The sequence below is a fragment of the Sphingobium cupriresistens LL01 genome (assembly GCF_001046645.1).
Lineage (GTDB): Bacteria > Pseudomonadota > Alphaproteobacteria > Sphingomonadales > Sphingomonadaceae > Sphingobium > Sphingobium cupriresistens.
The window spans coordinates 132,062-144,237 of sequence record NZ_KQ130437.1; the positions used below are offsets into that span (position 1 = coordinate 132,062).

Here is a 12,176-nt window from a genome sequence, read left to right on the forward strand (position 1 = left end):
GCCCCCGCCGGAAGGTTTCAGCTGAACGGATCATATTCGTTGATGACGACCACGTCGCCGTCAAAGTCGTCGGCGGTAATGACGGCGAACTGGTTGCCGATCCCGATGACCATCGTTGCGATCATCAGGGTTTTGGAGAGGCTGAGCGCATTCAGGCGGGCGATCTTGATGTCGGTGAACATGTCGAGGCTCCTTGAAAGCCGGCGGGTTCATCCCCGCTCGACTGGCGCCCGAAGTGTTTGGTGGGTGGCCGCGATCACTTTTTGCCGCAGGCCAAAAGCCGTAGCGAAGCGACCGGACCCTTTACGGGTTGATCGCATTAGGCCGCCCGCCAGACCAAGGATTGCGCCTCAAAGAGCGGGGTGAAGCTGCCGGCCGGAAGAAGTCATGGCCCCACCGGGCTGATATCACCGTTGCTTGCGCTTGCCTCATGTGAGACATATATCTGCATCAGATGATACAGGAGCAGCAGATGGCGAGCCAGCCCGTGACGATCGAGACCCTGCTTGGGGTTGCGCCCCGCAAGGGCGACACGCGCCTGGGGCTGAGCTATTCGATTCTCGAAGGCCTGCCGGTCGGCGCACTCGACCATCTCGCCGACACCGTCGCGCCCAATGACAGCCGCTTCAAGTTCCGCCTGATTTCCAAGGCGACGCTTGATCGCCGCAAGAAGTCGGCGTCCAAGCGCCTGACCAGCGAGGAAGGCGACAAGCTGGCGCGGATCGCCAAGGTGTTCAGCTTCGCGCTCGATATCTATAAGGATCCCGCCAAGGTCCGCGACTTTCTCGGCCGCGCGCACCCCATGCTCGACAACAAGCCGCCGCTCGACGTGGCGCTGGCGACGGGTCCGGGAGCCGATGTCGTCATCAACCTGCTGGGACGGGCGGCGTATGGCGGCGGGGCGTGAGCGCCCAGATCACCGACCGCGTGCTGACCTGTTATCGGATCGGCGATCCCGATGGCGCGCATCCGATCTATGACAGCGAGGGCGCTCGGCTCTATCCGGGACGGTGGAACACCGCGGCCAGCCCGATCATCTACACGTCGGAACATTATTCGACGGCGATGCTGGAAAAGCTCGTCCACGCGAACACGGTGATGCCGGCCAACCAGCATTATATCCGCATCACGATCCCAAACGGCGTCAGTTACGAAGTCTTCCCGACCGCGAAATTCTCGGGGTGGGACGGCAAGCGCGAAGACATCTGCAAGACCTTTGGCGAGGCGTGGTTCGCGGCAGGGCGCTCGGCGCTGTTGCTGGTGCCTTCGATCCCGGCACGGGTGGAACGCAACATCCTGATCAATCCAGCACATCCCGACGCGCAAGCAATCAGCTTCGATCTGCCCGAACCAATCTGGTGGGATGACCGGCTCTACGGCTGATCGTGCCTTACCGGCATATTTGGATTAGATTTTTCAATTGCCTTATTCGCCGACAGCCGGTCCGCCGGCGTTGAGCAGCTGCGAAACCGCCGTGACGATCTGGCCGATCGCGAAGGGCTTGGCGATCAACACGCTGTTGGGGACGCCGTGCGATGTCCATTCATGGCCGCTCGCACCCGACATATAGATGATCGGAATATCCGCCGTGCGTTCGCGAGCGCGTCGTGCGACGTCCCAGCCGGTCAGTTTCTCAGGGGCAAAGTTCACATCGGTGACGATCGCCCGGATGACAGGATCGCCTTTTTCCAACTGTGCGATGGCTTCCTCGGCGGTGTGTGCTGCCACGACGGTATAGCCGGCATCTTCCAGACCCGAGACGACGATCTCTTCGATCAGCGTCTCGTCCTCCACCACCAATATGAATATGTCGTTGGTCAAAACCGGTCCGTGCCTTGGTAAGTGGGATCGCAGTGTCGCTTTCCCGAAACGACGTCAGATGCCCAACGCATTCGGTCGGCAAATTATCCCCAATCGTCGCGATATCTCCAGAGCAATCAATGCTCGGCGTTACCCAAGCCATATACGGGTGGCTCGCTGGATCTCGACACTTGATGGATGTTCGTTCTTTGTTCTATTCTGCAGCCATGCTCCGAGTCGATGAAGATAGCCTGGCCCTCCACCTCGAGGTGTCGCTCGCCACGGCCGAACCGGCCCTGGTCACCAATATCGGGTGTGGCGATACGGTTGCACGACGCCGTGCAACGGCGGAGTTGGCGCGACACTTGGCAGTGCGTTTGCGCTGCTACGATATCCTCGCCGACGAGCCCGCCGCGAGGTCGGATACATTGCCGCTCTTCCCTGAAGCATGACGCACGTCACATCCCGGATTGAGCGCTGATGCTCGCTGTATTTCTGCTTGCTGTGGCGGTTGTACCAAGCGGCCAGTCGTTCATCTGCACGCCCGTCAGGGTCTGGGACGGCGATGGCCCGATCTGGTGTCGCGAGGGACCACGGATCCGGCTCGCTGGAATCGCGGCGCGGGAGATCGATGGCTCGTGCCGCAGGGGGCACCCCTGCCCGCGCGCCAGCGGCATTGCTGCGCGCGACACGCTGGTGCGGCTGCTCGGCGGCGCGAGAGGCCGAACCGGAACCGGCCACATCCTGGTTGCAGGACCAAGGCTCCAGTGCCGATCGAACGGAAATGCGAAAGGCAGTCGCACCGGCGCCTGGTGCACAGCACCTGTCATCGGCGATATCAGTTGCGCCATGATTGCCACCGGCATGGTGCTGCGCTGGAACCGCTATGCGGCAGGCCACTGTCGCTGAGGTGATGCGGAAGGGCGAATAGCGAAATCCCGCCGCTCCTCGGGTGTCCGAAATCTACCGACATATTTCGGACATCCTGATTTGCGCCGCGCCTGCCTTCGATGCTGTCATCGAGAGCATCGCGACCCTCCAGAACCAGCTCAATACGACAGTTCCGTAAGGGCGTGCTTCGGGTCAGCCGACGGCTTGCGTCGCGAGATCCTTGTCCGCATCGCGCCTGAGTATCGCTGCTTTGCGCTCGGAATAGCGATCGACGAGCTGATCGGCATGGCCGCGCGTGAGGATCGTGAAGCGAACGAGCTCCTCCATCACGTCGACGATCCGGTCATAATAGCTGGATGCCCGCATCCGGCCGTCCTCGCCGAATTCCTTGAAGGCCATGGCGACACTCGACTGGTTGGGGATGGTGATCATCCGCATCCAGCGGCCGAGCAGCCGCAATGTGTTGACCGCGTTGAACGACTGCGAGCCGCCGGACACCTGCATCACCGCGAGGGTCCGCCCCTGGGTCGGGCGCTTGCCGCCGAACTCCAGCGGCAGATGGTCGATCTGCGCCTTCATGATGCCGGTGATCTGGCCATGCCGTTCGGGGCTGCACCACACCATCGCTTCCGACCACAGCGCATGTTCGCGCAGCTCATGGACCGCCGGATGATCGTCACCCTCGACCTGATCGGGCAAGGGCAGATCGCTCGGATCGAATATGCGCACCTCGGCGCCGAACAGGATGAGCAGGCGGGCCGCCTCCTCCACCGCAAGTCGGCTGAACGAACGCGCGCGCAGCGAACCATAGAGCAGCAGGATACGCGGAGGTGGATTGAGAGGACCAAGACCCGCCGCCAGATCATGCCGGACCATCGCGCGATCGAGCGCCGGCATGAGATCGGGATCGGGAAGTGTACGCAGTCGGGACATCAGCAAATCCGTTTGAAAAGAAAGGCGGCGCTCGCAGGGCAAAGCGAGCGAAACTCCGCGCTGTCGGTGATCTCCGCCGGCGCGGAGGCGCGGGGTTTCGGGGCATATCCAAAGCGGCCGAAAAAGGACTCAGCCGTCGTGGTCAGCAGATAGAGGCGGGTCGCGCCATCATCAGCGGCCGCGCGTTCAAGTGCGGACAGCATGGCGCTGCCCAGACCCGCGCCGCGACGCGCCTCCACGACGATGAAGGAGCGCAGCAAACGATCGGCTCCAGCGCCTTCTACGCCGCCATAGCCAATCAGACCGTCCTCATCGTCGAACCTGTAGAAATGACGGCCAGGCGCTGCGATGTCGCTCGCCGGCAGTTCTGCTTCCGCCAGCACCTGCGCGAGCGCGGCCAGCTGGTGAAGTTCGACGCGCGTAGCGATCATGTCGTAGCCCGCTGCTCGTACCATGGCCGCGTCGCCTTCACGATATGCACGACCGAGAGCATCACCGGCACCTCGACCAGCACGCCGACGACCGTCGCCAGCGCAGCGCCCGAGTTGAGGCCGAACAGGCTGATCGCGGCGGCAACCGCGAGCTCGAAGAAATTGGACGCGCCGATCAGCGCGGCAGGCGCGGCAACGCACCAGGCCACGCCGAACCGGCGGCTCAGCCAATAGGCGAGGCCCGCATTGAAATAGACCTGGATCAGGATCGGCACGGCGATCAACGCAATGACGAGCGGATGGGCAATGATCGCCTCACCCTGAAACCCGAACAGCAGCACCAGCGTCGTCAGCAAGGCGGCCAGCGATACGGGACCGAGCATTGCGAGCAGGCGATCGAGCGCGGGCTCGCCGCCGGACGCCAGCAGCACGCGCCGCGCGATCTGGGCGACGATGACCGGCACCACGATATAGAGCAGCACCGAAATCAGCAGCGTGTCCCATGGCACCGCGATCGAGGCGACGCCGAGCAGCAGCCCGACCAGCGGTGCAAAGGCGAAGACCATGATGATGTCGTTCAGCGCCACCTGGCTGAGCGTATAGGTCGGCTCGCCTTCGCACAGGTTGGACCAGACAAAGACCATGGCCGTGCACGGCGCGGCCGCCAGCAGGATCAGCCCGGCGATGTAAGAGCTCACCTCGCCCGCAGGGAGCAGCGGACGAAACAGCCACCCCAGGAAGACCGTGCCCAGCAACGCCATCGAAAAGGGTTTGACCGCCCAGTTGATGAAAAGGGTGACGCCGACCCCCTTCCAGTGCTGGCGCACCGACCCCAAAGCACCAAGGTCGATCTTGAGCAGCATCGGAATGATCATAAGCCAGATCAACGCCGCCACGACGAGATTGACACGGGCGATCTCGGCCGCGGCGATAGCGGCGAAGAGGCCCGGCAGCGCATAGCCGAGCGCGATACCCACGATGATGCACAGCGCCACCCAAAGGCTGAGATAGCGTTCGAAGCTGCTGATCGCCGGTTTGGTCGGCGCGCCAACGGCGCTCATCCCTCGATCCTCTTGCCGGCGGCATCGATAACCCGCTGACCATCCTCCTTGGTGAATGCGCCGCGCTGTTGGCTCGGCAACAGATCGAGCACTTCCTCGGACGGTCGGCACAATTTGACGCCCAGCGGCGAGACGACGATCGGCCGGTTGATCAGAATCGGATGGGCGATCATGGCGTCCAGCAATTCATCATCGCTCAACGCGGGATTGGCGAGGCCGAGCTCATGATAGGGTGTGCCCTTCTCGCGGAGCAGATCGCGGGGCGTGATCCCCATGCGCCCGATCAGCGAGGCGAGCCGCGATCGGTTCGGCGGCGTTTTGAGATATTCGATGACATGCGGCTCGATGCCGGCATTTTCGATCATCGCGAGCGTGTTGCGCGACGTTCCGCAATCGGGATTATGATAGATGATCACGTCGATCGGCATCACGCAGCGTCCCCGCGACGAGTGCTCGCGCCTTCGACCTGGCCAATTTCCCGAACATGGGCGCGTAACGCCAAGGCGTCGAGCCGGTCGAACGGCAGCGCGATGAACAGCTTAATCCGATTTTCCAGATAGCGCAGAGCCGTCACGAACGCCCGTTCGCGCTCGATCGTCGGGCCTTGGACATGGCTCGGATCCTCAATGCCCCAATGCGCCGTCATCGGATGACCCGGCCAGATCGGACAGGTTTCGCCGGCCGCGTCGTCGCAAACGGTGAATACGAAATCCATGGCGGGCGCATCGGGGCCGGAGAATTCATCCCAGCTTTTCGACCGTAGACCGGCGATCGGATACTCGATCCGCTCGAGGAGAGCGATCGCGTCCGGATTGATCGCACCCTTGGGAAAACTGCCTGCGGAAAAGGCGCGAAACCGGCCCTCTCCCAATTTCGTCAATGCACTCTCGGCGAGGATAGAGCGCGCGGAATTGCCGGTGCACAGAAACAGGACATTATAAATGCGGTCAGACATGAGAAGCTCCGTCAGCAGCAGGGAATAAGCTCGGCGATCAGCGGTTCGCACAGCTCTGCCCTGCCCCCGCAGCAGTCCTTGACGAGGAACAGGGTGAGCGCCTTGAGCTGGTCGAGATCGGCGCGGTAGATGATATGGCGGCTGTGGCGCTCGGCTCGGACCAGACCGGCGCGAGCAAGTCCGGCGAGATGCGAGGACATCGTATTCTGGGGGATGTCGAGCTGGCGGGCGACGTCCCCGGCGGCGAGGCCGGCGGGCTCATGCCGCACCAGCAACCGGAAGGCGTCGAGCCGCGTACTTTGCGCCAGTGCGCCAAGAGCATCGATAGCAGAATCATTATCCATATATCGATATTATTGGATATATGGATTTCCTGCAACCGCCCTAAAGCCGAAAACAGCAAAAAGGCCCGGTGGCTGATGCCACCGGGCCTTTGCGGCTCTCAGAAGGGAATGTCGTCGTCATCCACCGAGCTGTCGTTGCCGCCCTGGCCGCCGCTCGCGGACTTGGCGCGGGTCAGGAAGGTCACCTCGTCGGCGATGATCTCGACACCGTAGCGTTCGATATTCTCGTTGTCGGTCCAGCGGGTGTAGTGGATGCGACCGCGCACCATCACCTTCATGCCCTTGTCGACATATTGTTCGACGGTCTTGCCGACGCCGTTGAAGCAGGTGATCCGGTGCCATTCGGTATCCTCGATCCGACGGCCATTATCGTCTTTGATGGTCTTGCCGTTGCTGTCCCGCTTGGGCCGCGAGGTCGCGAGGCTGAAGTGGGTGATCTTGGTGCCGCCCTGGGTGGTGCGGGCTTCCGGCGTGGCGCCGACATTGCCGGCAAGGATGACGAGGTTCTGCATGTCGAGGTTCCTTTTTGAGTGCCGAAGGGACCGTCCCTTCGACTGACCCCCGAAAAAGGCGGGCATGGGCGGTGCTTCCACCGGAGCGCGTCAGCAGCGCAGGGGAACCCCGACACAAGGGGTGGTGCGGGCAGCCGTGGCACACGGCAACTCGGCCCGAAGGGGAGCGGGTTGGAGGCACCGAACGACCGACTTAGGGATCAGGTCAAAAAGAAGGGATGGTCGCTTGGGTTCTATGACACCAGGAACCGGTGCAGAAACCACGCCCCACCGCTGCGACAATCTACGCCCCGCAGAGCCCTCATAACCACTGAACGGCACATTCTCCCATTTCTGACCCGTCCCCAGCGAAGCGGCGATGCCCGGTACGAGAAAGGAGGTGATGGCTCTGTCGTCCGTGTTACGGCAGGGTCACCCCCGGCCTCAACGGGCTCGGTGAGCCCGTCTTTGACCAACGCGCAAGGCTACCATTGGAGCGCCGGTTACGCGATCTGCGCCCGGATTACGGCAAGGAGACGGTCGACGCACAGCGAGGCGTCCGTCACATCGAAAGGTGAAGCCCCGCCCCGGAACATCGCATCGATTTGATGGCGGCCATAGGCAGGCGAAAGAATAGCCGCGAGCTGCGGAAATTCCGGTGGGAAGCCCGACAGGCCCGTCGCCACGGCAAGCGCCAAGGCCTTTTCAAGGTCATGCCGAATATGGACGCGGTTCCAGTCGTCGGCATAGCCCGCCTTCATCAGATAGGCTTTGAGGCTAAGTTCGATCGCGATGGCCAGTGAATGCGCAGCGCTCGCCGGAGCGATCCCGACGCTTGCCGACGCGCCGCGGGCAAAGCCCGTGGCATTCTCCATGAAAATGTCGATCAGCGCCGGATCGACGTTTCCGGCGAAACGCCGCGCAGCGTCATCGAGCGTGGCGGCCGATAGCCCGAGCAGCCAGCGCGGTCCTCCGATATTGCGTAGATGGCGCAAATGCGCCGAACCGGGTTCATCGGCGTCGGTGCCAGCCGACCAGCGCAACAGCAACGCGGCCTTCCAGCAGCGCCCATGGCGCTGTCGGAATGCAAGCAGAGCGCGCAGTTCTTCATCATGCAGATCGCGCATCATCATCTCTCTCTCATTTGTGGCAAGGCGACGGCCGGCGCGGCGTGAGCAACGCGGATGGCTGGTCGACACTGAAATGGATCCGCGCTGCGGACACGACCGACGGATTCCGGCGCTATTCAGCCAAACCAAACACGCCTCGGCATCCTCCCCTCTCGCTGGCGGGAATTCCGATGGGACAACCGTAAGCAGAGCCAAAAAAGGGCCGCCGGCAAACCGGCGGCCCGCGGCTTCAGCCCGCACCGCGACGAGCAGCTGAAGGAGGGCTTCCCAATGGGCCGCGGCGATCAACGACCCGGAGTCCCCGAGCCTTGGCTTCGATGACAAGCCGCTCCGTCACGCCATTGCCCTGGAAGGCGATCACGAATCTCGGCTTGAGCGAGAGCATCTGCTCGTTGCGACGGAAGCCAGCGCGATCTCCGAGCTTGCGATCGAGACCGAACCGCACCTGCTGGATGCCATTCTGCTCGGCCCAGGACGCTGCAAGCCGTTCGATACCCTTCATATCGCCGCCGTGTACGAGATACATGTCGCCGACATGGGCGCGAACCTTGTTGAGGGTGGCCAGCAGGTTAGCGGCGAACGTCTTCATATCCAAATCGTTGGCGAAGGTGAGGCGGCCACCGGCGAACACAACGGGCGTACCCTGCGCGGTGTTGGCGTTCAAAGCCCGCTCGCGGCGCGCCCGCAAGAAGGCGTGGCCATCGACGATCCCGGCGGTGACACCGAGCGAAATGCGGTTGCCGGACGATGGCACCCACGATCTCCCAGTTTCCCGGATATAGTGCGCGGCGGCGACATCGCGCATGATTTCGAAGGCACCCGCGGATTCCTCGACCTTCTTGGCGAGATCGATCTTTTCCTCCAGATTGGCCGTGCTGATTTCGGAGCCGTCCTGTTCGGCGAGGAGCAAGCGAATGTCGTCGGTCAACCGGTCGACCAGCCCGTGTTTCTTGGCGGCGGCGCGGTGGAAGAGGTTCACCAGTCCCCAGCCCAAATCTTCGATGTCACGCTCGATCGATGTGTTGCTCATCGTTGTGAAGAGATCGCTCCAGATTGCGGTAACGGTCTGCTCCAGCGCCTCGGTTGGTGGCGGCGCCATGCCACTCAGGTCTTCAGCGCGGGGTTCGAGGTGCCCTAGCTCCAGTGCCGCGAGTGCGGCTGCAAGCGATGTGGACATGATAGCGAGCCTTTCTGTCTGTGCCGGCGGCCTCTCCGCCGGATGCGCATCCTCCGGGCGCTCGCAAAAGAGGGGCTGGCACCGAGGCACAGCCGAGGGAAACTCGCGAACAAGGGGTGGTGCGGGCAGCCGTGGCACACGGCAACTCGGCCCGCCGTTCGCGGGTTGCCAGCGCCTCGCGGGCGCCCATATGCAGCATCCTCTGGCGGGGAGGTGTCGTCACAGACCGGTTTTCGCTTTGTCCTCAGCCTGTGCCGTCGATCCGGAACGGGGGTATCTCCAATTCCGCCGCCGCGAGATGCGAGAGCACCGCCGCGTAGCTGCCGAGACCGCGCACCGTTTCCGCCGAGATCAGGATCTCGTCATCGTCCGAGGCGCTGAAACTCCGAACGGTCGTGCCGTCAAAGACCACCCGCTCCGGGCCAAACGCCCCAGAAGCGCCGCCCGCCCAGCGGGCGAAGACAAGCGCATGATCGACACAGAAAGTCTCGATCGCTTCGAACCGGCCCCAGGCGACCTCATGGTCGGCCAGGTACAGGGGAACGCTCCGATCGAGATCGTCCGGGTCGAACGCGGTGCCCTCCCAATCCGTGAAGGCGCCGTCGCTCTCGACGGCAGCGCAAAAGCCGGGAAGGAGGTCAGGGGACAGCGATCCGCCGATGCGGATCGCGACAGAAGCGCGATCGGCCATGAGAGTCTCCGTAGCTAGTGAGGGGGGTCAGCCTGCGGACTGACCACGGTGGAATGCGTCGAGCCAGCGCGCCATCGACATGCGCTGCTCGACGGGCTTGCAGGCTTGCGCCGCCTGGAACGCGACCAGCGCGAGCGGTGCATCCGCCACGATCCGATCAACCTCGCTCGGCGAGAGAAGGCCGTGCTGACGGATATAGGCGGTGATATTGCCCGGTCTCGGTGTTGCCCCACCGCGCCCGACAACGGGCTTGCGCCAGAGGCCATCGATCGTGCGCAAGCGAGGTTTTGCGCGAGCCTCCATCAGAACGATGGTGCGAAGTTCATCCTTCGAGAGTGCATCCACTTCGTGCGGCCGCATCGCGGGACAGAAGAAACAGGAGGATTTGGGCGGTACAGGCAGGCCCGCACGCTCAATGCGTGCAATGCAATCCGCCCGGGTCCAGCCCAGTTCGCGAAGGGGATAACGATAGTCATAGCGTGGGTCGGCATATCCCTCGGCGTGGGCGTAGCGACGCTGATCGGCACTGGAACAGTCATAGCCGATCAGTTTGACGACACGTCCGCCTTCTCCCCAGCACCGTATCGCGGGTGCCCATTGCGCCGTCCATTTGTCCTGCGGCGCCACCTTCCATTTGAGCGAGCAAGACCCCCGCCCAAATGCCTTGGACGGCAGGGTGGCGTTGGTCAGCATGTTGGTGCCCAAGCTATCATAGGGCGGCCAATGCTTGAAATTTCGTGGTTCGTAGCGGACGATATCGGACGCCACATCGTGACGGTCCATCCAACGACGAAAGACCGGGATGAACGCATAGGTGTCGGTCTTCTCGGAACCGGTATCGGCGAACAGCACCATATCGATCGGCTCACCTCGTTCGACGAGCTCGATGATCATGGCGGTGGAATCGACCCCCGCACCCCAGGCCGCGATCACCGGCGCGCGCTCAACCATCGGTCGGATCCTTTGGGACGATGGCCGGGTTGATAAGCCGGTATGCGCGCGTCCTGAGCTTCGCAATCCGGCACACGGCGCCGGTTATGGGATCGCGAAATAGCGGGGCCTTGCCCTTCGGATTGGCAATGACCGTGAAGCGGGCGCGTTCCTCGCCGTCATTGAAACGGATGGACTCGTCGAAGACGATGGTCTGTCCCGGCTTCGGGACCGGCTTCGCGCGTTCTAGTTTGCGGCGAACAAGGTTGGCACGGCAGCGTGCGCGCCATTCGGAGGCATAGGCGTTGTCGGTCTCGGTCAGTTCATCGAGAATGGCAGCAGGGCAGTCGCTTTCGCACGGTCCCATCGTTTCCGTCATGTCTTTGTAGCCGAACGTGCAGCCGTCGCGCGCGCCGGTGGTTTGCCGGGTCAGGCACACAACGGCGAAGACGGCCCGAGCGCCGGACGCCTCGATCCGTTCGCACGCCGCATAATAGGTAGATCCGACCATCGAAGACGCGAGAACCGTGAGACGATGGTCTGCGTGAGCATAGGTGAACTGGTTGTCGAGATAGGAGCGCGGAGTGGCGTAGCCACCCATATCGCGCATGAAGAGCCAACCCATGAGAGATCTCCTGCAATTGCGGGGTTCAGGCGGCAGCCGCGAAACGCACCGCGCCGATATCGCCGAGCATGCCGGCAAGCCGGCGCTGGAACGCGGCCACGTCGAGTAACTCGGTGATCGGCGCGCGGTGGGGCTTGCCGATCTCCTGCCCGTCACGACAGCGGCTGATCGAGACCTCGCTGTCCGGAAGAAAGCCGCGCGGGACCACGCGAACGGCGAGTTCCGCGTGGCGCAGCTCCGTCGTGCCGTCTTCGTGATCGGCCCCCAGGATGGTGTTGATACGGGCGTCGTCCATGTCGAGGCCGATTGCCGTCACGAGATGTGTAAGCGCGCGGCGCGCCTGATAGTGGAAGGTCCGTTTGGCGTGGTAGTTTCCGCCGACGCTCTTTCCGGCAATGTCGAGCAGCGCTGGTGCGGCGTCGACCGCCAGGCGATCCGCTTCGCAACGAAGGCGAAGGGCGGCCGCGCTGGGCGCATCGCGTTCGGCAACGTCTGCCAGATGGCGGATGAGGAGAAGGGTTGCCGCGTCGCTGGCAACTGGCTTGCCAGCACGCTGACAGTCTTCGACGGCGGCGTTGAGGGCGTGGAGCGCCGCCGGCAGATGGTCCAGGCCGGCGGGGGAAAGGGCCTGATTGTGGCGGTAGAGCGTATCGTAGAACATGGGAGCCTCCTTCTGAGCGCTCTGGCGCGCTCAAAAGGCCGAAGGCGTCCTCTCCT

19 protein-coding genes are annotated in these 12,176 nt (G+C 63.2%); 4 read left to right on the forward strand and 15 right to left on the reverse strand.

Features of this window, described 5'->3' with window-relative positions; translation table 11 throughout:
* Window positions 1–17: 17 nt before the first annotated feature.
* Window positions 18–182, reverse strand: coding sequence for a hypothetical protein (locus V473_RS24195; RefSeq protein ID WP_169793966.1), 165 nt, complete (start codon window positions 180–182; stop codon window positions 18–20).
* 290 nt (window positions 183–472) lie between these two features.
* Between V473_RS24195 and V473_RS19455 the strand changes: the two genes are divergently transcribed.
* Entirely contained in the window at window positions 473–907 is a 435-nt protein-coding gene (locus V473_RS19455) for an antitoxin Xre-like helix-turn-helix domain-containing protein (protein ID WP_066609069.1), read from the forward strand.
* Window positions 904–1,383, forward strand: a complete 480-nt coding sequence (locus V473_RS19460; protein ID WP_066608984.1) for an RES family NAD+ phosphorylase — start codon at window positions 904–906, stop codon at window positions 1,381–1,383. The genes V473_RS19455 and V473_RS19460 overlap by 4 nt, the downstream gene beginning before the upstream one ends.
* Before the next feature lie 42 nt (window positions 1,384–1,425).
* On the opposite strand, the gene V473_RS19465 is transcribed toward V473_RS19460, so the two are convergent.
* Complete coding sequence (locus V473_RS19465) at window positions 1,426–1,821, reverse strand: response regulator transcription factor (protein WP_066608986.1); 396 nt, start codon at window positions 1,819–1,821, stop codon at window positions 1,426–1,428.
* A 170-nt stretch (window positions 1,822–1,991) separates the two neighbouring features.
* Here V473_RS19465 and V473_RS19470 point away from each other — a divergent pair, with 170 nt between their 5' ends.
* Together V473_RS19470 and V473_RS23130 are read left to right on the forward strand one after the other, a co-directional pair.
* Window positions 1,992–2,252 carry a hypothetical protein gene (locus V473_RS19470; RefSeq protein ID WP_148648464.1) on the forward strand — a complete coding sequence of 87 codons (261 nt, stop codon included), beginning with the start codon at window positions 1,992–1,994 and terminating at the stop codon, window positions 2,250–2,252.
* Between the two features lie 28 nt (window positions 2,253–2,280).
* A complete protein-coding gene (locus V473_RS23130; RefSeq protein ID WP_082679239.1) occupies window positions 2,281–2,709 on the forward strand; it encodes a thermonuclease family protein in 429 nt (142 codons plus the stop codon).
* 174 nt (window positions 2,710–2,883) lie between these two features.
* Here V473_RS23130 and arsH read toward each other — a convergent pair whose 3' ends face one another.
* From arsH to V473_RS19535, 13 genes are all read right to left on the reverse strand, one after another.
* The gene (gene arsH, locus V473_RS19475) at window positions 2,884–3,624 is read right to left on the reverse strand and encodes an arsenical resistance protein ArsH (RefSeq protein WP_024020066.1); all 741 of its coding nucleotides are present in this window, start codon (window positions 3,622–3,624) and stop codon (window positions 2,884–2,886) included.
* A complete protein-coding gene (gene arsN2, locus V473_RS19480) occupies window positions 3,624–4,079 on the reverse strand; it encodes an arsenic resistance N-acetyltransferase ArsN2 (RefSeq protein ID WP_244884519.1) in 456 nt (151 codons plus the stop codon). Before arsN2 ends, arsH begins: the two co-directional genes overlap by 1 nt.
* Entirely contained in the window at window positions 4,052–5,116 is a 1,065-nt protein-coding gene (arsB, locus tag V473_RS19485; protein ID WP_066608996.1) for an ACR3 family arsenite efflux transporter, read from the reverse strand. The genes arsN2 and arsB overlap by 28 nt, the downstream gene beginning before the upstream one ends.
* Window positions 5,113–5,544 carry an arsenate reductase (glutaredoxin) gene (arsC, locus tag V473_RS19490; RefSeq protein WP_066608997.1) on the reverse strand — a complete coding sequence of 144 codons (432 nt, stop codon included), beginning with the start codon at window positions 5,542–5,544 and terminating at the stop codon, window positions 5,113–5,115. The genes arsB and arsC overlap by 4 nt, the downstream gene beginning before the upstream one ends.
* A complete protein-coding gene (locus V473_RS19495; RefSeq protein ID WP_107125813.1) occupies window positions 5,544–6,071 on the reverse strand; it encodes an arsenate reductase ArsC in 528 nt (175 codons plus the stop codon). The genes arsC and V473_RS19495 overlap by 1 nt, the downstream gene beginning before the upstream one ends.
* 11 nt (window positions 6,072–6,082) lie before the next feature.
* The gene (locus V473_RS19500) at window positions 6,083–6,415 is read right to left on the reverse strand and encodes an ArsR/SmtB family transcription factor (RefSeq protein ID WP_024020061.1); all 333 of its coding nucleotides are present in this window, start codon (window positions 6,413–6,415) and stop codon (window positions 6,083–6,085) included.
* A 98-nt stretch (window positions 6,416–6,513) separates the two neighbouring features.
* A complete protein-coding gene (locus V473_RS19505) occupies window positions 6,514–6,927 on the reverse strand; it encodes a single-stranded DNA-binding protein (protein ID WP_066608998.1) in 414 nt (137 codons plus the stop codon).
* Between the two features lie 482 nt (window positions 6,928–7,409).
* Entirely contained in the window at window positions 7,410–8,324 is a 915-nt protein-coding gene (locus V473_RS19510) for a hypothetical protein (RefSeq protein WP_244884521.1), read from the reverse strand.
* Entirely contained in the window at window positions 8,266–9,213 is a 948-nt protein-coding gene (locus tag V473_RS19515) for a DUF2493 domain-containing protein (protein ID WP_066609001.1), read from the reverse strand. Before V473_RS19515 ends, V473_RS19510 begins: the two co-directional genes overlap by 59 nt.
* Window positions 9,214–9,457: 244 nt before the next feature.
* Entirely contained in the window at window positions 9,458–9,904 is a 447-nt protein-coding gene (locus V473_RS19520) for a hypothetical protein (protein ID WP_066609003.1), read from the reverse strand.
* Window positions 9,905–9,931: 27 nt separating this feature from the next.
* Window positions 9,932–10,855, reverse strand: coding sequence for a hypothetical protein (locus V473_RS19525; RefSeq protein WP_066609004.1), 924 nt, complete (start codon window positions 10,853–10,855; stop codon window positions 9,932–9,934).
* Window positions 10,848–11,459: a DUF6927 domain-containing protein gene (locus V473_RS19530; protein ID WP_066609006.1), complete on the reverse strand. Its 612-nt coding sequence runs from the start codon at window positions 11,457–11,459 to the stop codon at window positions 10,848–10,850. Before V473_RS19530 ends, V473_RS19525 begins: the two co-directional genes overlap by 8 nt.
* A gap of 25 nt (window positions 11,460–11,484) precedes the next feature.
* Window positions 11,485–12,120 (reverse strand): hypothetical protein, encoded by a 636-nt coding sequence (locus V473_RS19535; RefSeq protein ID WP_066609008.1) that lies wholly within the window; start codon window positions 12,118–12,120, stop codon window positions 11,485–11,487.
* Between the last annotated feature and the right edge of the window lie 56 nt (window positions 12,121–12,176).

Excerpts from the sequence above, each read along its gene's own strand:
- V473_RS24195 (WP_169793966.1), bottom strand. The coding sequence starts at position 182 with ATGTTCACCGACATCAAGATCGCCCGCCTGAATGCGCTCAGCCTCTCC.
- V473_RS19455 (WP_066609069.1), top strand. The coding sequence starts at position 473 with ATGGCGAGCCAGCCCGTGACGATCGAGACCCTGCTTGGGGTTGCGCCC.
- V473_RS23130 (WP_082679239.1), top strand. The coding sequence starts at position 2,281 with ATGCTCGCTGTATTTCTGCTTGCTGTGGCGGTTGTACCAAGCGGCCAG.
- arsH (WP_024020066.1), bottom strand. The coding sequence starts at position 3,624 with ATGTCCCGACTGCGTACACTTCCCGATCCCGATCTCATGCCGGCGCTC.
- arsN2 (WP_244884519.1), bottom strand. The coding sequence starts at position 4,079 with ATGGTACGAGCAGCGGGCTACGACATGATCGCTACGCGCGTCGAACTT.
- arsB (WP_066608996.1), bottom strand. The coding sequence starts at position 5,116 with ATGAGCGCCGTTGGCGCGCCGACCAAACCGGCGATCAGCAGCTTCGAA.
- arsC (WP_066608997.1), bottom strand. The coding sequence starts at position 5,544 with ATGCCGATCGACGTGATCATCTATCATAATCCCGATTGCGGAACGTCG.
- V473_RS19495 (WP_107125813.1), bottom strand. The coding sequence starts at position 6,071 with ATGTCTGACCGCATTTATAATGTCCTGTTTCTGTGCACCGGCAATTCC.
- V473_RS19500 (WP_024020061.1), bottom strand. The coding sequence starts at position 6,415 with ATGGATAATGATTCTGCTATCGATGCTCTTGGCGCACTGGCGCAAAGT.
- V473_RS19505 (WP_066608998.1), bottom strand. The coding sequence starts at position 6,927 with ATGCAGAACCTCGTCATCCTTGCCGGCAATGTCGGCGCCACGCCGGAA.
- V473_RS19515 (WP_066609001.1), bottom strand. The coding sequence starts at position 9,213 with ATGTCCACATCGCTTGCAGCCGCACTCGCGGCACTGGAGCTAGGGCAC.
- V473_RS19520 (WP_066609003.1), bottom strand. The coding sequence starts at position 9,904 with ATGGCCGATCGCGCTTCTGTCGCGATCCGCATCGGCGGATCGCTGTCC.
- V473_RS19525 (WP_066609004.1), bottom strand. The coding sequence starts at position 10,855 with ATGGTTGAGCGCGCGCCGGTGATCGCGGCCTGGGGTGCGGGGGTCGAT.
- V473_RS19530 (WP_066609006.1), bottom strand. The coding sequence starts at position 11,459 with ATGGGTTGGCTCTTCATGCGCGATATGGGTGGCTACGCCACTCCGCGC.
- V473_RS19535 (WP_066609008.1), bottom strand. The coding sequence starts at position 12,120 with ATGTTCTACGATACGCTCTACCGCCACAATCAGGCCCTTTCCCCCGCC.